Consider the following 21,391-nt stretch of genomic DNA (forward strand, 5'->3'; position numbering starts at 1 on the left):
CCATCGGTTTAAAACATCTAAAGTAAACTACTCAAAACGACATTCCTTTAACACTTACTTAATTTGTTTACGTTAAAAGACATATCACCACCCTTCATCAAATTAGCTAGACATATAATAAGGTAACCTAATTATATGTCTAAATAAAAAAGTTGACTCACACAATCAACTTCTTTATCTGCCTTCTCCTAATTTCTTCTGCATAGTTACTTGCATTTTATTTAATAACTTCTCTAAAACTTGACGCTCTTCTTGATTAAAGTCATCAACTAACGAAGCGCAAGATAACCAAAAAGTTGGTAAAGAATGCGTAACTAGTTCTTTTCCTTTTGGAGTAATTTTCACTTTTAATCTTCTTCGATCTTCAGAATGATGGAATCTTACGATTAACTCTCGTTTCTCCATCCAATCTAATAAGCCAGTGACAGAAGCACGTGTAATCCCTAATCGACTCGCAATATCCGAAGGACTCATGTTCACTTCTTCCACATTCGATTCCATTTCACGTAAAATAAACAACAGTAAAAAATCTAATTTACTTTCCGAAATACCAAGCGGAGCTAAATCTACGTCAACAGCATCAAGAACATTATCAGACGTCCATAACATTAACAAACCAAGTTTTGCTGCGATTGGATCCGTATCCGCTGATGCTGTCTTTTTTATTAACTCTGCATAAGGCTCAATCCCTAAAGGAAGAGAATCTTTTCTTGAATCCATTCATCTTCACTCTCCTTTCCCTTTAATTAATTAGCTTACCTAACTATTTTTCATTATACTCACATTCTGCCTTTTATTGCAAGAATATTGTGAGACAAAAACATCCTGTTATTAAAACAGGATGTTTTTACGCTGACTAATTATTTTTTCAAATAATCCCAAACTCTTTTAAAGCAAAAGAAATGCCACCTTCACTTGATTTCTTTGTAACGAAATCTGCTCTTGTTTTCAACTCATTTCCACCATTACCCATCGCAATTCCTAGTCCTACATACTGTAACATCTCAACATCATTTCCACCGTCACCAAAAGCAATTGCTTCTGATTTACAAATTTCCAGATGTTCCAATACCTTTTGAATTGCAGTTAGCTTCGATACTTTATTATCTTCCAACACATTCATAACGTAACCATGAAAACGTTCAAACGTAAGTGCTGGATATCTTTCAAAGAATTTTTGAGCTTCTGTTTCATCAGCATACAGACATACACAATAAATCTCTTCTGATAAGTTTCTAACTTTGTCAGGATACCGCTCTAAATTTAACGTTTCATTTAATGCTCGTATTACACGTTCGTCTTTTGAGGCAATACCATTCATTACAAATTCCTCTGTAAAATAAGAAACACTGTGATTCTGTAATTCAGCGAAATTTGAAATATCATGAACAATTCCACTTGAAAGTACCGATTTATGTATAACTTCATCAGCACATTTTATATGTGCACCATTTGCAGAAATAAACGTATTTATGCCCAGCTCTTTAAATTGTGAACATAAGCTATATGGTCTCCCGGTTGTAACAACTACGTGAATCCCTTTATCTATTAACCTTTGTATCGCTTCTCTTGTACTTTCGTGCATACTTCTATCAATCTCACTTAAAAGGGTACCGTCAACATCAAAAAAATACAACTTTGTACACAGGTCCTTACATCCCGTCCAAATGATTCGTATCATTTATGAAATGTACCGTTTTTTGTGCACCCTCAATTTCAATCAAACTAATTCCCGTATCTCCCATTTTAAAATAATAGTCCATTGAAATTGGCATTTGGAAAAACGCTCGAAAAATACTAGTTATTACACCACCGTGTGCAACAATTGCAATCCGTTCATATGTATTTTCTGTCACGATTTTAGAAAAGATTCCTTCTATTCTCATTCTAAATTCAATAAATGATTCCCCGTTTTCAAAACGATCATGAAGAAATTTTGGCTCTGGATATTTTTTCGCTTCTTCAAATGATAAACCTGCTTGCACTCCATTATTGAACTCCATTAATTCCTCTTCTAGTTGAATTTCGCATCCGATTTCTCCTGCTAATGTTTCACCAGTTTCTCGAGCACGTTTTAATGTGCTTGCCCAAATGAAATCTGGTGGAAAGTCTGCTTTCACTTTCTGTACAAGTCTTTGTACTTGCTGTCTTCCCTTTTCTGTTAATTCAAAGTCAGCTCGACCTTCATGTACATTTAAAATATCAGCTTCCGATTCACCATGACGTATTAATAGTATTTGCATGTCTATCCCACTCCTTGTTTAAAATTCACAAAATTCTATTATATCATATTTTAGGATTTCAAAAATAAAAAAGGAACGATTTCCCGTTCCTCACCCATTCACTTTCTCTGCATCATTCCAATAATACTTACTAAAGGCTTCCGTTAACACATCAATTGTGTTATATAATTCATCTAACGTATTATCAACACCACCAACTTCAATTAACATCGCATTTTTAGATAAATCTTGGTTATAAACGCCATTTCCATCTTTTTTATACTTCGGAAAAATCCCTCTACTTAATCCGTAATAGTTTTCATCTAAATAACTATTGATTGCCCTTGCAATTTTTTCATTTTCAGCACGCCCTTCATTTTCCATCCCAATTATAAAATATAATCTTGCATACGATTTCCCGTTAATTACTTTTGTTGTTACCTTCTTCCGCTGATCATCACGGTGTATATCAATCGGAAACGCAATTTTATTATTTTGTGCTAATGTTTCTTTTACATATCCATGAGACGCTTTATATGATTGCGGCCATTTCCATTTTTTACTTGCTAATAAATCTCCCATATTCGTTTTATCATGAATTACCGGAATTCCTTGTCCTTCAAGTTGTTCTTTCATACGTTTCCCTAGTAAGGATACATTTACATCCGGACTTGATGGATCGGTAGCCCCTGGTAATAACGGAAAGAAGGATTCCCAGCTATGTGTATGATAAATGTATACTGCGCTTTCTCCTTTTTTCGTTCCGTTCTTTTTCTGCACTGGATTTTTCTTTTCCGCTTCTGTAACTTTATCTTTTGCTACTTCTCGCTCTTTCGTTATTTCTTCAATCGGTACACTAGATTCATTTGGGATATTCGTAAAGTTTGTCCCTTCCCCAGCTACGATAATATTCGAGTAATACTTTGACATACCAGGTACTTCTTTCCCGACAAATGTTCTTAAATCTTTTATTTTCAAATCTGTCGCAATAGAGAACATTAAATTCCCAACTGATTCTCGTTTATTTTGCTTAAAATAATCAAATCCATAATAGCGATTCTCACTTTCTATCATTTGAACAAAACCTTGCATAGATACTTTTCCAAACCATTGATTCGCATAATTCGATTTCATTGTATGTAAAAGTGACGTCAAAATCGACGCAATAATAATTACTATTAGTGCATATAAAAAGAGTAACGAAGCTAGTTTTTTCCCATGTATACGAGTTGCATACTTTCTCACTGTATCACCTTCTTTATACATGGATATGTACAAGCCTTTCGTAATATACGTACAAAAAAAGAGAAATGGCACCCCATTTCTCTTCCTCACTCTTATAGTTATTTTTCTGTATCTGACGAAGGTAATTTCTTCGCTTGTTTCTCTTTGAAAATTTCTCCAATCGCACCAAGAGTACCAAGTGTTTCAATTGCATTAGACGGAATAAAGACTTTATTTGCTGGCCCTTTTGCAACCTCAATCAATGATTCAAATGATTTATAAGCAAGTACGCGCTCATCTAAATCTGCTGCGCGAAGTAATTCAATTCGGTTTTGTTCTGCTTTTGCAATTTCCTCAATCGCTCTTGCTTCCCCGTGCGCTTCTAATTCTTTTGCTTCTCGTATACCTTCCGCTTCACGAATGCGCGCTTCTTTATCCCCTTCAGCCATTAAAATTTTACTTTGTTTTTCCCCTTCAGCACGAAGGACTTTATCTTGTTTTGCTGCTTCAGCTTCTAAAATGATCGCACGTTTATTACGTTCTGCTTTCATTTGTTTTTCCATTGATACTTGCACATCTTTTGGTGGGTTAATATCGACTATTTCGACACGCTCAATACGAACGCCCCATTTTTCTGTCGCTTCATCAAGTGCTAAACGAATTTCTGTTGAAATTTTTTCACGGCCTGATAATGTTTCATCAAGCTCCATTTTACCAATAATTTGACGCATTGTTGCAGATGTAATATTACGAACACCATATTCATAGTTTGAAATACCATATGTCGCAAGCTCTGGTTCAACAATTTGATAGAAAATAATTGTATCAATTTCTACTTGTACATTATCTTTCGTAATTACCTTTTGCGGTGGTACATTCGTTTGTTGAATACGTAAATCGTGATATACACGAACACGATCTACAATTGGGATTAAAATATTTAATCCTGGGTGCATAATCCGTTGAAATTTACCAAACCTTTCAACAACCCCAACTTTTTGCTGAGAAATAATTTTAATCGTCAATGCAATAAATACAACGACAATCAATGCGAAAATAATCGTTAACGTTAATGCTACTACCATATTTATTCACTCTCCTTTTTCACTTGTAAAATAGTACTATGCCTCTTTATAACAACGACTTTTTCTCCAGCATCAATAGGAGTATCCGAAATAGCTGTCCAAGTATCTCCATCCACTTTCACAATACCGTTCACTTCACTTGTAATCGTTTGCATAACAATTCCATTTTTACCAACCAGTTTATCTACTGTATCAGTAAAACCTTTTGCTTCTCGAAAGTTTTTTGAAATTCTTTTCGTAAAGAAAGTCAATGTTAAACTTACAATCGCCCCAACAACAACTTGTAAAAATAGTGCATCAGGAGCAAACAAAGCAATAAGACCTCCGACAACAGCTCCAATTCCAAGCCAAAGCATGTAAAACGTAATCGACAACATTTCTGCAATAAATAAAATACCCGCTATTATAAACCAAATCACCCATCCAGCCATATGCAACCCTCACTTTCTTTCTCATTTTCTATATGTATATGAAGAAAAGAATGGTTTATCCGCCCTTTCTCATAGAGGGGGCGTTTGCTACAAGCTATTATATGTATTCGCTGTTACAACAAGCATTAATAAAATACTATATTAATATATTCTTCATTATACATGAAAATTCCTTTCAAAAAATGACAAAAAATTTAATTCTTTCAAAAAAAATTTTTCAGATCATAATTATTATAATTTTAAAAACATTATTGATTTAAAAGTGGTATTCTTATTGCCGAAACTTTCACTAACTTACTATTTTGGCTCCAAAATATGCATTACTCTCGCTGACATTGTGTATATAATGATTATTACCACTCACATCTATATCACAACTAAATCAGCTACAATTACTGACATTTTCGGTGTTCGCACTATTTATATTATCGCTTCTTTTCTTATTTTATGTTCGGCTTGTTTATCTTTTAGCTTATTAAAATATCAGAAGACAGAGAAGAAAGATATTTCATTTTAATCTATAGAGCAAAAAGGACAGGGTTCACCTGTCCTTTTGTATTCTCTATTCATGATAAGTTCGGAATCTTTCTATGTTTTTTCGCTTGTTCAAAAGCATATGCCAACTTAATTAAAGTTCCTTCACTAAAAGCAGTACTTGCAAGAGTAATCCCAAAAGGTCTCCCGCTTTTCATATATCCGGCTGGTATTGCTATAGATGGGTAACCAGCTTTTGCACATATTGTAGAGCCTATATATGAAGGGAACATTATCGCATCAATATCGTATTTTTTTAATGCAAAATTAATTCCTTGTTCTTGTGAAAAGTATATATCTTCTAATCTTGCATTTAAATATTCAGGATTTCTTAACGTATTAGGAAAATCTTTTCTGATTGCTAATTTATTTTGTCCGTATTTCAATGCCTTTTCTTCTATCTGATTATTAAAATCAATTAGTTCTGAAATCGAATGCACTGGAATATTGGAAGGTAATTTAGAAAGATAGTTATCTAAGCTATGCTTCAGTTCATAAAGCGGTACTTCCCAACTCCATTCCCTATGAAAAGATGGAATATCGATATCCCCTATTATTGTCGCCCCTTCATTACGTAACACTTGAATCGTTTCTATAAGCAATTTTTCATCATACTCACCAGATTCGTAATAATCTTCTGGTGCATTACTAAACACACCAATCTTCGCTCCTTTTAACCCATTAATATCAAGATAAGTTGTATAATCCTGCTCTGTCCTTCCTTCACTTTTGAGAGTCGCTGCATCCATCTTATCCACTCCCGTTAAGCTCCCTAAAAGAATAGCAGCATCTGTTACCGTTCTAGCAAACGGACCGGCTGTATCTTGAGAATATGTGAACGGAATAATGCCTCTACGGCTAATTAAACCAACAGTCGGTTTAATACCTACAACAGAGTTTTGAACAGCTGGGCTTAAAATAGAAGCATCTGTTTCCGTGCCAACGGATAATACTGTAAAGTTAGCAGCAACTGCAACGGCAGACCCTGTACTCGATCCACCGGCAAACATATCATCTTTTCCTGTTCCGTAAGGATTTATTGTTTGACCGCCCCTAGCGCTATATCCAGCCCACATTTCAAAAGACATTCCGTTTGCTAACTCTGTCATATTTGCTTTCCCTAGTATAATTGCACCTGCTTCTCGGAGCTTTTTAACAAGAAATGCATCTTCACTACTTATATTTTGTTCCAGAGCAATCGTACCTGCACTTGTATGCATTGAGTCACTCGTTTCAATATTGTCTTTAAGTAAAACAGGTATACCATGTAATAGGCCTCTTACACCCTTCGTCTTTCTTTCATGATCTAGCGCTTCTGCAATAAAGATAGCATCCGGATTGATTTCTAAAATAGAATTGATTTTCGGACCATCTTGGTCATACTTTGCGATTCTATGAAGATAATACATGACTAATTCTTTTGAAGTTAACTTCCCATCCTCCATCGCAGTTTGTATATCATGAATTGTTAATTCTTTTTGCAATAGTGTATTGAACTGAATTTCCATTTTCATTCCCCTTTTATAAGCCCTTATATATATGACGTATATCTATTACTTTTTCATTTTCTCCGCTCCTCGCATTAACAACTACTATCCCTATACAGGAATTCAACTCACCTATTTAAAAATTTTTAATTTACAGAGAAATAAAAATAGTCTGAACCGAATTCAATATCGCCTCAGACCCTTTTTATTATTTTACATATACCTCTTCTAGCAAATGTAAAAACTCTCCTTGTTTACCTGCTAATTCAAGGCATTTGTTAATATCAATCCACTCATAACAAAATACCAAACCTTTGTCTTCCTCACCAGCACTTACTATATGTTCCCACGTATCTTTCACATCTGTTAATAATGAAATGTGGAAAAAATGACGTTTTTGATATTCCTTTTTTTCTTTCATATAAATAATGTAATCAGAAAGGAAGCGCTCGATACAAAAATGGCGTAGTCCTGACTCTTCTTGCACTTCACGTAAAATTGCTGCCTCTAACGTTTCCCCTTCATCTACTGTCCCACCCGGCACTTGGATACCAGCCTCTCGTATATCACGATGTTTAAAAACGAGTAGTTGCATAACCCCTTCTTTTTCTCTCGTAATATATGCATGTACCTTTTTCTTATATAACATCGTCATCTTAGCCCTCTCCCCTCAATTCATTACTCCGTTACTTCTTCAAGCGTCAGTTGGTTTTCATATAAATATGTAGCTTGCGGATTCCCAACATACCGTACATGCCACGGTTCATAACGATAACCGGTAATCCCTTCTTTCTCTTTCGTATATCGAATAACAAAACCAAACTTATGGGCATTTTCAGAAAGCCACTTTCCTTCTTTCGTCTCCCCAAAAACAGTTTCTAACTGAAACTTAGCTGATTGAGATGTAATATCCATAGCTAGTCCTGTTTGATGCTCACTCGTACCAGGGACTGCACTAGACATCGCTGTCTTTGCTTCCCCATCTTGCCTTTTATACATCGTATTTAATGCTTTTTGTCTATCAAAAGATCTAAATCCAGAGACTGCAAAAAGGAAAATCCGCTCATTATCGGCTTGCTGAAACATTTCCTCAAGTGCCACCGCTGCCTCTTTCCTCATCTTTTTCTTTTCTTGATCACCTTCACTAGAGTAACGTACTTTCGGAACAACTAAATCTGGCGGTCTATACCCATCTGGTAAACGCCTATTTTTATTCACAAGTACAAGCATCGAATTTGGATTACTAATGACTGCGATATCCCCATCCATATTAGCAATCGTTTCTTTAGCTTTCGGGAATATATTGTTTACATTCACTTCCCGCGCCTCTTTTTCCTTGTACATCTTATAATTTATTCCTGCTACTCCAACGATCAGTATCATTGCTATGGTACCAAGTAGTGCCCATCTTTTTTTCATATAACGACCTCTTATTTTAATAATTTGGCCATTTCATACTCATCGATACCTCTTCCATCGATGATAAGAGCAGATTTTTTGACACCTTCTTGTGCAAATCCAATTTTGCTATATAGTGCCTGAGCTCTTGTATTGTGGGCCATTACCGTTAATTCTAAACGCCATACATCATGTAATCTTGCCCACTTCTCTACTTCTTTAAACAAACTCGTTCCAATACCTCGGCCACTATACTCTTGCAAAATACCAATTACAATGCCTGCCACATGTCTCTTTCTTTGAATATTATTTCCATTAACTAAAATAAACCCTACTATTCTCTCTTCTTCAACTGCTACAAATATTGTCGCATATTCATTTTCTATAAAACGGTGGACCATCTTTTCTTGTTGATCTACTGTAGTTTTTCTTTCTCCTAGTTCGTATAACATAAATTTCGTCTCTTCGTCCAATTGCTTATTTAATTGCAAAAACGATGTTGCATCTTCTACTCTAATCTCTCGTATCACCTTGATCTCCTACCCATCCTGTTAGTTAAAAACTTTCCTTGTAAAAAGATTTTCTCCACTATTCCGAAAATCCCTTTCTAAATTTCTAACTATAAATAGACAAATTTCGATATCAATATAATAATAGGGAATTTTGTCTATAATGTGACATCTCTCTCTACCTATAGATTATGAACAAACAAAATAAACGTAAGCTTCTCGCTTACGTTTTTCCCGTATTAACGGGTATTCTGATTGATGAGGGCTAATAATCAGTAGGATAAACACTCCGGCTAATTAAATTCCCACTTTATCCATTCACTTTTTCCGCTTGCCAAAAATACCCTCCAAATGCTTTAGCAAGAACATCAATCGATCTATTTAATTCTTCCTCTGTATTATCTACGCCACCAACTTCAATTAAAATCGCCTGTCCTGATAAGTCTTGATTGTAGACTCCATTTCCTGTTTGGAACCCTTTTTGAATTACACCACGGCTCACTCCTGGATATTTCTTATTAATTTCCTCATGAAGAGCTGTTGCTAATTGTAAGTTCTTTTCATAATTTTTATTTCCTTTCCCAATTACAAAAGCAAGCTTTGCATATGATTTATCTCCAATTGTTTTTGTCGTGACATTTTTCCGTGCACTATCACGGTGCAAATCGAAAAAATATTGGAGTTCTTTATTACCAGCCATCGCTTCTTGTACAATTTCTCGTGACAGTTTATAAGAACTATTACTATTTAATCCTTTACTTATTAATTTTTGACCAACATCAGTTTTATCGTTAGTAGCACCGATTCCTTCGCCTTCTAACTGTTCACGCAATCGATCGCCAACTATTGAAATATTCGTTACAGAACTCGTTGCTTTATTTGGATTTGGATCATTCGTTAAGTTGAGTAACGGCAAATAAGATTCCCAGCTATGTGAATGATAAATCAATGCAACTTGTCTTTTTCCCGTCGTTTGAGATGGTTGTTTCTTCTCTTTATTCGGATCAGGCTTAGGAACTTGTCCAGCTTCTCCAGTCCGTTCCTTCACTACTTCTTCAAGAGGAACACTCGATTCTATCGGTAAGTTGGAGTAATTTGTTCCTTCACCTGCTATAACGATTTCTGTATCATACTTCCCAAATCCCGGAAGTTCTTTCCCGACAAAACTACGTACATCATCAAAACGAATATTCGTAGCCATCGAAAAGAGGAATGAAGAAATAGAAAAGTCTTGATTCAAATTCCGGTACTCCTGTGTAAAATAATGATTCTCTTTCCCAATAACATACATGTAACCATTCATTGATAACTCATTTAACCAATTATATAAATACGTTGACTTTGTCTCTTTCATGGAAGTTACCATTACACTAATAAGAAAGAAAGTCGCTAATACCGTAGTAATAACAAATATAATTAACTTGCGTACACTTGTTAATTTCACGTAAAAAAAGCCTCGATTCATACTATCACCCTCTCTATTTCAAGTTATGTACAAGCTCTAGAGAATAGACCGCTTAAATTCCGGCTATATTGTTAATGAGGTGAAATGAATTGAAGCTACTAATAGGAGCATTACCAATCGCTTTATCAATTACTTTTTATTTACTTGCTTTACATCCTAAAATTCGTATTGTGCTACATATTTCCGCATACTTAGCACTGTATGTACTCGGGACAATTATTTCTATTAATATATATGATGTTTTAATGCAGGGCCTTGTTTTCATGACAAGCATTCATGGAATTTTACTAAATCCATTTTTTCTACTTGCAGGAGCATATATAGGTATATACACTTTGTACTTAATTTTGTCTCAAATTATTATGAAACTAATGAATATAAAAAATGGAGCGTAACGAAATGCAGCCACCATTCATCTGTCATACATGTAAAAAAAGAATAGCAAGAAAGAAAGATCTTATTACCTCTACATGGCATTTCCGCTTTTATTTATTTCACAACACTTGTTTCAAAAATCAGCAATTATTTGTCTCACGTTTTATTCCTATAAATACACTCTTTAGTTTCTTTCTTATTATATATGGACTTATTGCTGGTAGCATTCTAATGTTCACGGAGCCATCTATCGTTTGGCTTATTTTTTTGCTTCCTATCTTATATCGGTTTCTTTCCTATTATTACGTTGAACGTTTTTTCTCTAAATAACTAGTAGACTGACCTCTAGGAATGCTTAAACACTCCCATTCATTTTCTTTTAACATTTTGCCCATGTAAATAATCTGTCCAATATGCAAAGCATAATGAGAAATTTGTCTTTCAATTGCTTGTATGACAGTAAGTGCTTCACCGCGAATGTATACTGTCTTTAATAAGTGTTCAGGCATTATAGTATTCATCGTTTTAAAAACGTATTCCCACCCTTCTTGCCACGCTGCAAGGGCTTCTTCCTTAGAACGATAGCCCCCTTCAAATTCACCATCTCGGTTACGATCTGTTTTTTCACCATCAGACGTTAAAAAATCCGTCCATCTTGAACGCATATTACCATGTAAATGCTTAATAATAATCGCAATACTATTTGTCTCCTCATGAGAAGACCACATTATTTGTTCATAAGATAATTGAGAAAGTACTCGTTCTCCTTGGTTTTGTGTTGCTTTGAAATTCGAAATTGCACATTTTAAATACTCTCGTCCAATATCCAAATTAACACCTACCTTCACACTAACTAATTTTCGTTCCATTCGGTAGTTCCATATTAGGCTGAAGTAAAACAACATCGTCAGCTTCAGGAACTCCGCCAAGTACAAGCACTTCCGATTTAAATCCTGCCACACGCTTTGGTGGGAAATTCACAACAGCAACCACTTGTTGACCGATTAAATCTTCTGGGTTGTATCTTTTCGTAATCTGAGCACTTGATTGCTTAATCCCTAATTCTCCAAAATCAATTTCTAACTTAATTGCAGGAACCCTTGCTTCTTTAAATTCCTCCGCCTTTCTTATCGTCCCAATACGCAAATCCAAAGTTAAAAAATCTTCAAAACTAGCCATTTTATCAATCCTCCCAATTACTACTTAGACAAAACATAAAAATCCCCTTCAAAAAAAGAAAGGCGCCTAGGCACCTTTCTTTTGTAACTCACTTGATTCATTTGATTTATAGAAGAAGAAACCGAGAACCCCGCCAATACATGCTGGGATTAACCATCCTATTCCTTCTTTATATAATGGTAACATTTGTAGTACATTTGAAATTGCGTCAATTTTTATGTTCGCACTTTCTAAGCCATTAAATAAGCTAATCGACAATGCACCTAATATTGCACCAATATAAATTGTATTACGCTTTCCAATCCATTTATGGAAATACGAAAGTACAATTAATACAATTGCAACTGGATAAATGATCATTAACACTGGTAAAGTTACTGCGATTAATTGTGTCAATCCTAAGTTAGATACAATTAAACTAAATACACATACTATTGTTACAATCGTTTTATGTGAAAATTTCGGGAATAAGTTTGAAAAGAACCCTGCACAGGCAGATGCTAATCCAACCGAAGTCGTTAAACAAGCAAGTGTAATAACAAGTCCTAATAAAATTTTCCCACTCGTTCCATACAACTCATTTACAACATTCGTTAAAATAAGACCACCGTTCTCTGAAACACCAAGTGATGTACTTGTTGAACCTAGATAAGCAAGTGATAAATATATTAACGTTAAACCTATTACAGCAATTACTCCTGATACGACTGTTATTTTTGCAATTTGTCCGCTCTCTTTTATTCCTTTTGAGCGAATAACTTGTACAACAACAATTCCAAACACAAGAGCACTAATTGCATCCATCGTTAAATACCCTTGAATAAACCCACCAAAGAAAGCATTTTCTTTATAAGCAGCGAGTGGTGCAGCCGGTGTTCCAATCGGATCAATAATTGCCTTTCCGACAATAACAGCAACTATTAATACTAACAACGGTGTAAGGAACTTTCCAAACCAATCAACTAATTTAGATGGATTTAATGATAAATACCACGTTACTCCGAAGAAAACTATAGTGTAAAGGAACAGCATGTACCATTCTGAAACCATTGCTTCTGATAAAAACGGCTTCATTCCCATTTCAAATGAAACAGCTCCAGTACGCGGGATCGCAAAGAATGGTCCAATTGCTAAATAACTAACCAGTGGAAAAACAAACGCAAATATAGGGTGAACTCTAGAAGATAGCGCTTTCAAGTCCCCCTCTACAAACGCCACAGCTGTGACAGCCAATAGGGGTAATCCGACTCCCGTTACTAGGAATCCAATTGTAGCAATCCAAACATTTTCTCCTGCTTGTTGACCTAAAACTGGCGGGAAAATTAAATTTCCTGCTCCTAAAAATAATGCAAATAACATTAAACCGATTGCTAGCGTATCACCTGGCCTTAATCGTCCCTTCATCTCTTTCATTTGCATAGCACTTTTTCATTGTTTTTCTCTATTCTCACAATATGCTATGCATCCTCCTCTCTGTTCATAATCATAAAATATGCCCCTTACAAAGCAATGTCTTTCTCCATAATTTCTCCATTCCCCTTTTAATTACTCTAAATAATAAATTTTGATTTTTTCGAATATTTAAGTCATTAGAGTGTTATAACGTGGAGTTTGGTTGTCAGACCTCTTTGTTTTTATCACACATATAGTAACATATTTGGTTGAAAAATAAAAACATATTTTTAAATAGAATTTTTTGAAAATCAAAATTATCCACACATACCTCCTTTATTTATTCTATTACGCAAATATTTTTAAAAATTTACGATTTTTATACTTTATTATATTTGAATATCTTTATGCAAAAGCAAGTGAAAGCCATCCCAAAAATAAGATGGCTTTTACTTGTTAATCTATCGTTTCAACTTCACGTGGATTCTTCATCTCTTCAACATACACAACTCTAAATCCATGATCTTCTAAATCCTTTAGCAATGTTTCTAATTCACTATCTTCAAACTCTTCTCCCAATGTAAACATAATTCTACGTACTAATAAAGCATCATTATCAAAAGTCATTAAACTTTGAATACCAGTGTATTTCTTTAGCACTGTCGATAATTTTTGAATGGCCCCATTATAATCTTGTGTTCCAATCATGACAGAATACTTACTAGAATGGACCCCCCATGCATCTTCTAATAGTTCAAAAACTTTTTTATGAGTCAAAATACCAAGGAAGACCCCTTTTTCATCAACTACTGATAAATACGGTAGTTTTTTAATTGTAAAAAATACTTTAAAGAAGGAAGAGTCTTCTCTCACGTACCCATTCTTATCGTTCAATAATTGTAATACATTATCTTCAAGTGAACCTTTATATTCTAAAATATCTACTTTGTATACATTCCCTAAAAACTTCTCTTTTTTTTCATCTAAAACTGGTACGCAACGATACCCCGTTTTATTTAAATGCTCCAGCATTTCCCCTATCGTAATTGAACTTGAGCAGAACAAAACTTCCCTCTTTGGCACATAATTCCCTTTAATCCTCATAAAAAAAGCCTCCTTATGCTAAAATACTTTCTGTGCCATAACTATATTATATTTTCAAAAAAAAATAAATATATTATTTTACTTTTCTGAAAATTATTCATTTTTCCGTCATAATTTATTCATTAATCATACACTTGTTTAAAGTGAAACTTTAATAAGTGGGGATTTTTCCACCCATTTATTATTAGCCTTCACCAATCGGGCTTTTATGGGCAGTTGATCTCCCCACCTAACTTCTACGCATTCGTCGAATTTTGAGGTGGAGTCTACTACCCGTTAAAGCGGGATAATCTCAGTATAGTATATTCTCTCTAACTTACTTCGAGAAAAATGTGTTGTAACTTCATCCGAAAAAAGCTAAAATAAGAATAAGAATTTTCTGAATATTCAAAGAGTAGGTGATTGAATGTCCTTATTGCGCTCACATATATGTAAATTTATAGCCGGTGTTTTGATTATTTTTGTCATAAGTCCTCTTCCAGCATTATTCATTACACATAATTATTCCTACTTAACTGGATTTGTAAGTATTTTCCATAATTTAGTGCAGTCTTCTTCCATTTCAATTCCAACAATTGATTGGATGCATGAACCTATCCTTTTCTCAGCAAATCAGCTTATACATACACAAAATATAATACATACCTCTAGCCATTCGTCACCACTGTTCCCCTACATATGGGAAATATATTTTTTATCGATCGTTCGTTTCACATTCACTCTTGTAATCGGTTTCTTTATAAGTCTAGGAATTGGCCATCTATTTTTAAAAGCACCAAACTCATTAAAAAAGTGTAGTTCTTTATTTCGCTGGATACCGTATTCTTTTGGCACTGTGATATTACAATGTTTAATCCTATTATCACTTCTCTACATCGCGAAATTCATAAAGTTTCCTTTCTTCTCCTCTTTTATCATCGTATGTAGCACTTCTATGATAATCGTTATGCAAGCAATTAAAAAATGGCTACCGTTCTTAAATACTACTAATGAATACGAAATAAAAAATTCATCTTTCCTTGTTGATACGTTATTTATTGCGCTTACTTCCAATCATAAATCTATTTTGAGTTCCATTATTCTTTCATTCGTTTTTATGGAATGTATTTTTCATACAAATGGACTATTACAATTTATCGTCCAATTTGGCAAAAATGCACCTATAGTTGTCACAATTGGTTTATTACTACTTTATATTCCATATAGCATCTTATCGTTTCTCCAAGCTTTATGGACAACAAACTACGCTAAACAGAACACGTATACTTTAACTAGAAGTATTTCGAAACCATAACATAGAATAACCGTCTACCTAAATTAAAAGTAGACGGTTATTCCTATTATATAGAGGACAAAATAACAACAAATTAAAAAACTACTAGTAAAACCTACCATTATTTACCCATTTTCTTTGACTAATCTTTTCATTTAGATTTATTATAAAAGTATAACATAATTGCAGGAGGTGACATCTTTATTCCAAAGTAGGAATAAAGAACACACTTGGACATATTAAATATTTTTCTCATCTTTATACTTATCCTTATTTCTGGTTTTTTCGTTGCTTCAGAATTCGCTGTCGTAAAAGTACGAAAAAGTCGAATTGACCAGCTTGCTAATGAAGGTAATAAACAAGCATTAGCTGCAAGAAGCGTTTTATCTAACTTAGACGTTTATTTATCTGCTTGTCAGCTCGGTATTACTATCACCTCTTTAGGACTTGGTTGGCTTGGTGAACCAACTGTAGAACATTTACTACGACCACTATTTGAAAAAATCAATATTACTGGAACAATGGCTAACACGTTATCCTTTATTATTGCTTTTAGTGTGATTACTTTTTTCCATGTTGTATTAGGCGAGTTAGTTCCTAAGTCTTTCGCAATCCAAAAAGCTGAAGCAATCACATTAAAATTTGCAAAACCGCTTATTTTGTTTGATAAAATTATGTATCCATTCATTTGGTTACTGAATAGTTCAGCTGTATTTTTCACTAAATTATTAGGTTTAGAACCTGCAAAAGAAAATGAACTTGCTCATTCCGAAGAAGAACTACGACTCATTTTAGGTGAAAGCTATAAAAGCGGCGAAATTAATCAAACCGAATATAAATATGTAAATAATATTTTTGAATTTGATGATCGTGTTGCTAAAGAAATTATGGTACCTAGAACTGAAATGGTTTGTTTATCTACTGAAAATACGTTAGAAGAAAATATGAAAATCGTTGCAACTGAAAAGTATACACGTTATCCTATTATTGAAAAGGATAAGGATGATATTATCGGAATGATAAATACGAAAGAGATTTTTCATAATCAAACAAAAGGCATTTACAAACCACTTGATGCCTACATACATCCTGTTTTAACTGTATTTGAAACAGTTCCCATTCGTAAAACGTTAATACATCTCCAAAAGAACCGCGTACAAATGGCGATTGTTATGGATGAATACGGTGGAACTGCTGGCCTTTTAACGATGGAGGATATTCTCGAAGAAATTATCGGAGAAATTCAAGATGAATTTGACGCAGACGAATCACCAATGATTGAAAAGTGTACTCCTAAGCTTACTGTTTTAGATGGGAAAGTACTCATTTCTGAAGTAAATGATATGTTTGGCCTACATATCGATGAAAGTGATTTAGATACAATTGGTGGTTGGCTTCTCTCTCAATCAATTGATTTAAATATTGAGGCTGGCTATTCAGTTGAATATGATGGTTTTCAATTTAAAGCATTAGAACTTGATGGGCATCAAATTAAAAAGATTGCTGTACATAAATTAGATACTACAAAGGAGCTATAAAGTGACTGTTTTACTAACAATTTGTATCATTGCTTGTTTCATTGTTTCATTTCTTGCCTTTATATACCCCATTATCCCTGGCATCCTTGCCGTATGGGCTGGCTATTTCATTTATCATTTTGGAATAAATGGCGGAGAGTTAACGACATCTTTTTGGATTATTCAAGTCATTTTTACACTCTTCATTTTCGTTGCTGACTTTATTGCAAATGGATACTTCCTAAAAAAATACGGAAGTACAAAATCGGGCGAACGTATTGGCATGGTTTCTATCATTGTCGGATCGTTCTTCTTCCCACCATTCGGGCTTATTATCATACCGTTCTTATCTGTATTTATTACGGAACTAATGCATAAAAAGGCGCCAAAAGACGCCCTTTTAGTCGGAATTGCAACTGTAGTCGGTTTTTTAAGTAGTACAGTAGCCAAAGCCATTCTCCAAATCATTATGATTATCATCTTTGTATGCTATATCATTTTTTAGCCATCCCTATTTTGGGATGGTTTTTTAATATGAAATACCTACTCGGCTTTTCTCGTATAAGCTTTTATTACGTAAACTCCATGTAAAATGAGCGGTATCACCAACTGTGATTTCCGATCCATCTGTTGGCAACATATCTTTTTCAGTTCGATATACACCTGTTACATCACCATCTATTAAATGCGTCGGACAAACAACAGTCCAACATAGTTTACTATTATTCAGCGCTTCATAAGCAGCTAAGTGATCTTCCGCAGCTGTTGTCATTTTTCTTTTCGATTCTTTTGATTGAAAACGATATATACTTGGGTTTGTTCGCGCTTGTAAAATACCAGCCGTTCCTATTGTAACAATTTTCTTTATGCCCTCTTCTTCCATTTGCTTTATAATAATCGGTATACTCTTCTCTAACGTCCCATTCCGATCAGTTCCAAGAGCACTAATTACAATATCACATCCTTTAATTGCTTCCTTTATATCATCTCCGCTTAATACATTTCCCTTAATAACATGCAACCTTTCATGCTCTATTTCCACTCTACTCAAATCACGAACTAATACCGTTACTTCATATGAATCTTGTAATGCCAATTTCATAATGTGTGATCCTACTCTACCTGTCGCCCCTAATATACATACTTTCATTTACTTTCTCCTTTTCAATTCTTTCTCTCTATTTTTCCGCAAAACTTACAAATACGCAACAAAAAAGCTCCCTCATATATATGAGGAAGCTCTATTATCCATTTATTTCTTTTCTTTCGAATCAGAAGACTTGTCTGTTCCGCTTGTTTCTTTATCTTTCTTTCCATCTTGCTGCGAAGTTGTGTCATCCTCTTTCTTTTTATCCTCATCTTTACTACAACCTACCATTAATAAAGAACTTGCAAGTGCCATAGCAGTTAATGACTTAACCCATTTGTTCATTTGCGTTTCCTCCCTTTGATAGAATATGTACAATCCCATATTACTCTTTATTTTTAAAGGAAAGATTTAAAAATAGTAAAGATATAGTAAATTATTGTAAATTTTCTGATAACATAACCAATTTTTAATCCCACCCTCTAATTAGACATAAAAAAACTAAGGCGCCTTTCATTCCACCTTAGCTTTTCACGCAAATTTTTCATTTTCATATACATGTTTAATCTTATATTCCTTCTTCACAACATATTGCCAAACATTATATGCGTAACGATTCATTTTCACAAAACAATTTTCCAGAAAAGAACGAAACTCCGGGTTCGCAACTTCTACTGCCACTTGAGCAAACTTTAATGCTAATCGCTTCAAATGTGTAATATAACAAATAGCAATCCCCATATCCCCTGTATATTCATTATCTGTTTCCCTATCCATTTCTGTAAATTCCGGCCACATTTGTTTACAAGTTATATGCTGTACATTTTCTCCTTCTTGAAAATTTACTTGTTCATTATATGCTTGCAACATATACGGTAAATGATGCTTTAAAATATCCTTTAATTCTTCATCTCGAACCTTGCCCGTGTACTCTCCAACTTTATATATAAGTGTGTAACTATATGTCATCAATTCTTTCATACAATCCATTAAAGTGCCTCCCTTCCTATTTTCCATCTATATACTATAAATATGATGCGATAACATTCGCTATTCTTCCTAGAAACCAATCCCAGCGACTAATTTTCTCAAAATCTTCTTCTGAAAATCGTTTTGACTTATGAAAGTCTTCTTTTAGTCGATTCCAGACATCAGCAACGACTGTCTTATCATATATGACACAGTTTGATTCGTTATTTAAATAAAAGCTTCTATTATCAAAATTCGCTGTACCAATATCGACGATTTCCTCATCAATGATTGTCACTTTCCCATGAAAAAATCCGTTTCGATATTGATAAATCTCCGCCCCAGCATCTAACATATCTTTCAAATGAGGATAGGCAGCTTGTTTTAACAATACGGCATCACTTTTAAAGGGAACGAGAATTTTCACACGGACACCACGATTTAATGCATCTTTCAGTCCTTTTACCATTTCTTTACTCGGTACAAAATATGGTGTAGCAATAATTAAGGAGTGTTTTGCCTTCTTTAATAGTGCACTGTACTTTTCCCATAAGCCTTTTCCATTCGAAAATATATATTGATATTTTACATTTCCTTGTACAGGTAACTCTTGACGTATAGGGACCTTTTCTCCCGTATCTTCTTGCCAATCTTCCGCAAATTTCCGTTCCATATCAGTAGCTCCATTCCCTTCGATGCGTACATGATAATCACGCCACGGACCAAATTTAGGATCCTGCCCAAGATATTCCTTTCCGATATTGAAGCCACCAATGTACGAAACTTTCCCATCTATAGTAACAATGCGTCTATGATTACGTTGATGCAAAGAATAAAATAAGTTTTTTAATTTAAGTTTTTTACTAAATGTAAACTTCACGCCTTTTTCTTTTAATTGATTAATTATCTTTTTCTTAAGCTTATATCCGCCAATGCGGTCTACTGACAATTTCACATCTACTCCGCTAGATGCTTTTTTCTCTAATAATTGTAAGAATTCTTTGCTTACCTCATCTTTACCTACAATATAAAAATGAATATACACATTCTTTTCTGCACGATTTATATTCTCAAATAAACTTCTATATAACTCGTCACCGTTCGTATATAATTGAAAATCCCCTGACCGAATTTTTTCTAATTCATATCCACTAGCCATTTTCTTCCCCATTTCCACATCAACGTTCATCCATATGAATACACCTATAAAACAAATTATTACAATTAAAAAGTGCTTCATGGATACGTTCCTTTCTCTAACTACTGTTATTCCTATATCTTTCCTTTTTTTAAACATTATCATACAAAAAATATGTCATTGCATGATATACGTCCATATCAAACAGGAGCTCATCTGCATATTGTATGTTGTATCTTAAAATAAAAGGAGGAAATAACAATGGGCTTCGCACATGGTAATGGATTTGCGCTACTAGTCGTATTATTTATCCTCTTAATTATCGTCGGTGCTGCTTGCTTCTGCTAAGCAGTTATTGTAATACGATATGGGGATGAAAAAACTATGAAAGCGGACACCTATTTTAGGTGTCCGCTTTTCATTTCAAAAATCTCCTAGCCTATAAAAAAATAGTACCACTAGGAAAGTATTTTACATCAAAAAGTTAGCAGTGTAGCTACCTTCTTACTCTCTGCCTTACGAATATGACGCTGTTCTGCACGTAACACAGCAATTCGATGCAATTCTTTCTCCTCTTCTGTCTCAGGGATAACACGCGGTACAGGGACTGGATTATTCTCCTTACTAAGCGCAACAAAAGTAACGAATGAAGTTGCTGCTACACGTTTTTCACCTGAAATTAAATCTTCTGCTACTACTTTCACAAATATCTCCATAGAAGTTCTTCCCGTCCAAATTACGAAAGATTCATAACTAACACAATCTGAAGAACGTACTGGATATAAGAAATCTACCCAATCCATAGACGCTGTGACACATTCCATTCTCGAGTGTCTCGTTGCTGAAATTGAAGCAACCATATCCATCTCCGCCAATATCTTTCCACCAAATAGCGTGTTATGATCATTTAAATCCGTTGGAAATACTCGACTCGTTTTAAAAACTCTTGATTCATTAGCTGTTTTACCCTTTACTTCAGTCATTGTTATCACCCCTTTAATT

26 protein-coding genes and 1 pseudogene are annotated in these 21,391 nt (G+C 34.3%); 7 read left to right on the plus strand and 20 right to left on the minus strand.

What is annotated here, in order from left to right:
* Positions 1 to 174 precede the first annotated feature (174 nt).
* From MKX77_RS14135 to MKX77_RS14160, 6 genes are all read right to left on the minus strand, one after another.
* Entirely contained in the window at positions 175 to 720 is a 546-nt protein-coding gene (locus MKX77_RS14135; protein WP_341306980.1) for a MarR family winged helix-turn-helix transcriptional regulator, read from the minus strand.
* A gap of 148 nt (positions 721 to 868) precedes the next feature.
* Positions 869 to 1,681, minus strand: coding sequence for a Cof-type HAD-IIB family hydrolase (locus MKX77_RS14140; protein ID WP_341306981.1), 813 nt, complete (start codon positions 1,679 to 1,681; stop codon positions 869 to 871).
* Positions 1,653 to 2,243, minus strand: a complete 591-nt coding sequence (locus MKX77_RS14145) for a histidine phosphatase family protein (RefSeq protein ID WP_341306982.1) — start codon at positions 2,241 to 2,243, stop codon at positions 1,653 to 1,655. The genes MKX77_RS14140 and MKX77_RS14145 overlap by 29 nt, the downstream gene beginning before the upstream one ends.
* 90 nt (positions 2,244 to 2,333) lie before the next feature.
* A complete protein-coding gene (gene spoIIP, locus MKX77_RS14150) occupies positions 2,334 to 3,539 on the minus strand; it encodes a stage II sporulation protein P (RefSeq protein ID WP_341306983.1) in 1,206 nt (401 codons plus the stop codon).
* 26 nt (positions 3,540 to 3,565) lie between these two features.
* Entirely contained in the window at positions 3,566 to 4,531 is a 966-nt protein-coding gene (locus tag MKX77_RS14155) for an SPFH domain-containing protein (RefSeq protein ID WP_341306984.1), read from the minus strand.
* A 2-nt stretch (positions 4,532 to 4,533) separates the two neighbouring features.
* On the minus strand, positions 4,534 to 4,962 hold the full coding sequence (locus MKX77_RS14160) for an NfeD family protein (RefSeq protein ID WP_341306985.1): 429 nt from the start codon (positions 4,960 to 4,962) through the stop codon (positions 4,534 to 4,536).
* Between the two features lie 274 nt (positions 4,963 to 5,236).
* Here MKX77_RS14160 and MKX77_RS30685 point away from each other — a divergent pair.
* Positions 5,237 to 5,440: pseudogene (locus tag MKX77_RS30685) on the plus strand (MFS transporter); the annotation flags it as partial.
* A gap of 88 nt (positions 5,441 to 5,528) precedes the next feature.
* On the opposite strand, the gene MKX77_RS14165 reads toward MKX77_RS30685, so the two are convergent.
* The 5 genes from MKX77_RS14165 to spoIIP (MKX77_RS14185) all read right to left on the minus strand — a co-directional run bounded on the left by MKX77_RS14165 (position 5,529) and on the right by spoIIP (MKX77_RS14185) (position 10,355).
* Complete coding sequence (locus MKX77_RS14165) at positions 5,529 to 7,004, minus strand: amidase family protein (protein WP_341306986.1); 1,476 nt, start codon at positions 7,002 to 7,004, stop codon at positions 5,529 to 5,531.
* A 187-nt stretch (positions 7,005 to 7,191) separates the two neighbouring features.
* On the minus strand, positions 7,192 to 7,638 hold the full coding sequence (locus MKX77_RS14170) for an NUDIX hydrolase (RefSeq protein ID WP_341306987.1): 447 nt from the start codon (positions 7,636 to 7,638) through the stop codon (positions 7,192 to 7,194).
* A 23-nt stretch (positions 7,639 to 7,661) separates the two neighbouring features.
* Positions 7,662 to 8,402: a M15 family metallopeptidase gene (locus MKX77_RS14175; protein WP_341306988.1), complete on the minus strand. Its 741-nt coding sequence runs from the start codon at positions 8,400 to 8,402 to the stop codon at positions 7,662 to 7,664.
* Between the two features lie 11 nt (positions 8,403 to 8,413).
* The gene (locus tag MKX77_RS14180) at positions 8,414 to 8,911 is read right to left on the minus strand and encodes a GNAT family N-acetyltransferase (protein WP_002158142.1); all 498 of its coding nucleotides are present in this window, start codon (positions 8,909 to 8,911) and stop codon (positions 8,414 to 8,416) included.
* Between the two features lie 289 nt (positions 8,912 to 9,200).
* Positions 9,201 to 10,355: a stage II sporulation protein SpoIIP gene (spoIIP, locus tag MKX77_RS14185; RefSeq protein ID WP_341306989.1), complete on the minus strand. Its 1,155-nt coding sequence runs from the start codon at positions 10,353 to 10,355 to the stop codon at positions 9,201 to 9,203.
* Positions 10,356 to 10,444: 89 nt separating this feature from the next.
* On the opposite strand from spoIIP (MKX77_RS14185), the gene MKX77_RS14190 reads away from it, so the two are divergent.
* Together MKX77_RS14190 and MKX77_RS14195 are read left to right on the plus strand one after the other, a co-directional pair.
* The gene (locus MKX77_RS14190) at positions 10,445 to 10,750 is read left to right on the plus strand and encodes a hypothetical protein (RefSeq protein WP_215556109.1); all 306 of its coding nucleotides are present in this window, start codon (positions 10,445 to 10,447) and stop codon (positions 10,748 to 10,750) included.
* A gap of 4 nt (positions 10,751 to 10,754) precedes the next feature.
* Positions 10,755 to 11,060, plus strand: coding sequence for a permease (locus tag MKX77_RS14195; RefSeq protein ID WP_252188759.1), 306 nt, complete (start codon positions 10,755 to 10,757; stop codon positions 11,058 to 11,060).
* Here MKX77_RS14195 and MKX77_RS14200 read toward each other — a convergent pair.
* The 4 genes from MKX77_RS14200 to cbpA form a co-directional block, all read right to left on the minus strand.
* Positions 11,033 to 11,599 carry a DUF1572 domain-containing protein gene (locus tag MKX77_RS14200; protein WP_341306990.1) on the minus strand — a complete coding sequence of 189 codons (567 nt, stop codon included), beginning with the start codon at positions 11,597 to 11,599 and terminating at the stop codon, positions 11,033 to 11,035. The two genes, MKX77_RS14195 and MKX77_RS14200, sit on opposite strands and share 28 nt — an antisense overlap.
* Positions 11,580 to 11,909 carry a chaperone CsaA gene (gene csaA, locus MKX77_RS14205; RefSeq protein ID WP_215556107.1) on the minus strand — a complete coding sequence of 110 codons (330 nt, stop codon included), beginning with the start codon at positions 11,907 to 11,909 and terminating at the stop codon, positions 11,580 to 11,582. The genes MKX77_RS14200 and csaA overlap by 20 nt, the downstream gene beginning before the upstream one ends.
* A 66-nt stretch (positions 11,910 to 11,975) precedes the next feature.
* A complete protein-coding gene (brnQ4, locus tag MKX77_RS14210) occupies positions 11,976 to 13,313 on the minus strand; it encodes a branched-chain amino acid transport system II carrier protein BrnQ4 (RefSeq protein WP_087945943.1) in 1,338 nt (445 codons plus the stop codon).
* A gap of 444 nt (positions 13,314 to 13,757) precedes the next feature.
* On the minus strand, positions 13,758 to 14,405 hold the full coding sequence (cbpA, locus tag MKX77_RS14215; RefSeq protein WP_002031550.1) for a cyclic di-AMP binding protein CbpA: 648 nt from the start codon (positions 14,403 to 14,405) through the stop codon (positions 13,758 to 13,760).
* A gap of 406 nt (positions 14,406 to 14,811) precedes the next feature.
* Between cbpA and MKX77_RS14220 the strand changes: the two genes are divergently transcribed.
* The 3 genes from MKX77_RS14220 to MKX77_RS14230 all read left to right on the plus strand — a co-directional run bounded on the left by MKX77_RS14220 (position 14,812) and on the right by MKX77_RS14230 (position 17,700).
* On the plus strand, positions 14,812 to 15,699 hold the full coding sequence (locus MKX77_RS14220) for a hypothetical protein (protein ID WP_215556105.1): 888 nt from the start codon (positions 14,812 to 14,814) through the stop codon (positions 15,697 to 15,699).
* 209 nt (positions 15,700 to 15,908) lie between these two features.
* Entirely contained in the window at positions 15,909 to 17,216 is a 1,308-nt protein-coding gene (locus MKX77_RS14225; protein ID WP_341306992.1) for a hemolysin family protein, read from the plus strand.
* Position 17,217: 1 nt separating this feature from the next.
* A complete protein-coding gene (locus MKX77_RS14230; protein WP_215556103.1) occupies positions 17,218 to 17,700 on the plus strand; it encodes a DUF456 domain-containing protein in 483 nt (160 codons plus the stop codon).
* 24 nt (positions 17,701 to 17,724) lie between these two features.
* Here MKX77_RS14230 and MKX77_RS14235 read toward each other — a convergent pair whose 3' ends face one another.
* The 4 genes from MKX77_RS14235 to cls all read right to left on the minus strand — a co-directional run bounded on the left by MKX77_RS14235 (position 17,725) and on the right by cls (position 20,491).
* Positions 17,725 to 18,345 carry an NAD(P)-dependent oxidoreductase gene (locus MKX77_RS14235; protein ID WP_341306993.1) on the minus strand — a complete coding sequence of 207 codons (621 nt, stop codon included), beginning with the start codon at positions 18,343 to 18,345 and terminating at the stop codon, positions 17,725 to 17,727.
* A 102-nt stretch (positions 18,346 to 18,447) separates the two neighbouring features.
* The gene (locus MKX77_RS14240) at positions 18,448 to 18,627 is read right to left on the minus strand and encodes a hypothetical protein (protein WP_215556101.1); all 180 of its coding nucleotides are present in this window, start codon (positions 18,625 to 18,627) and stop codon (positions 18,448 to 18,450) included.
* 186 nt (positions 18,628 to 18,813) lie between these two features.
* Complete coding sequence (locus MKX77_RS14245; RefSeq protein ID WP_016104624.1) at positions 18,814 to 19,272, minus strand: spore coat protein; 459 nt, start codon at positions 19,270 to 19,272, stop codon at positions 18,814 to 18,816.
* Between the two features lie 34 nt (positions 19,273 to 19,306).
* On the minus strand, positions 19,307 to 20,491 hold the full coding sequence (gene cls, locus MKX77_RS14250) for a cardiolipin synthase (RefSeq protein WP_341306994.1): 1,185 nt from the start codon (positions 20,489 to 20,491) through the stop codon (positions 19,307 to 19,309).
* 159 nt (positions 20,492 to 20,650) lie between these two features.
* Between cls and MKX77_RS14255 the strand changes: the two genes are divergently transcribed.
* The gene (locus MKX77_RS14255; RefSeq protein WP_000505094.1) at positions 20,651 to 20,737 is read left to right on the plus strand and encodes a YjcZ family sporulation protein; all 87 of its coding nucleotides are present in this window, start codon (positions 20,651 to 20,653) and stop codon (positions 20,735 to 20,737) included.
* Between the two features lie 128 nt (positions 20,738 to 20,865).
* Here MKX77_RS14255 and MKX77_RS14260 read toward each other — a convergent pair whose 3' ends face one another.
* Entirely contained in the window at positions 20,866 to 21,372 is a 507-nt protein-coding gene (locus MKX77_RS14260; RefSeq protein ID WP_002200764.1) for an acyl-CoA thioesterase, read from the minus strand.
* Positions 21,373 to 21,391: the final 19 nt, after the last annotated feature.

The organism is Bacillus sp. FSL R9-9410, assembly GCF_038050385.1.
Taxonomy (GTDB): Bacteria; Bacillota; Bacilli; order Bacillales; family Bacillaceae_G; genus Bacillus_A; species Bacillus_A cereus_U.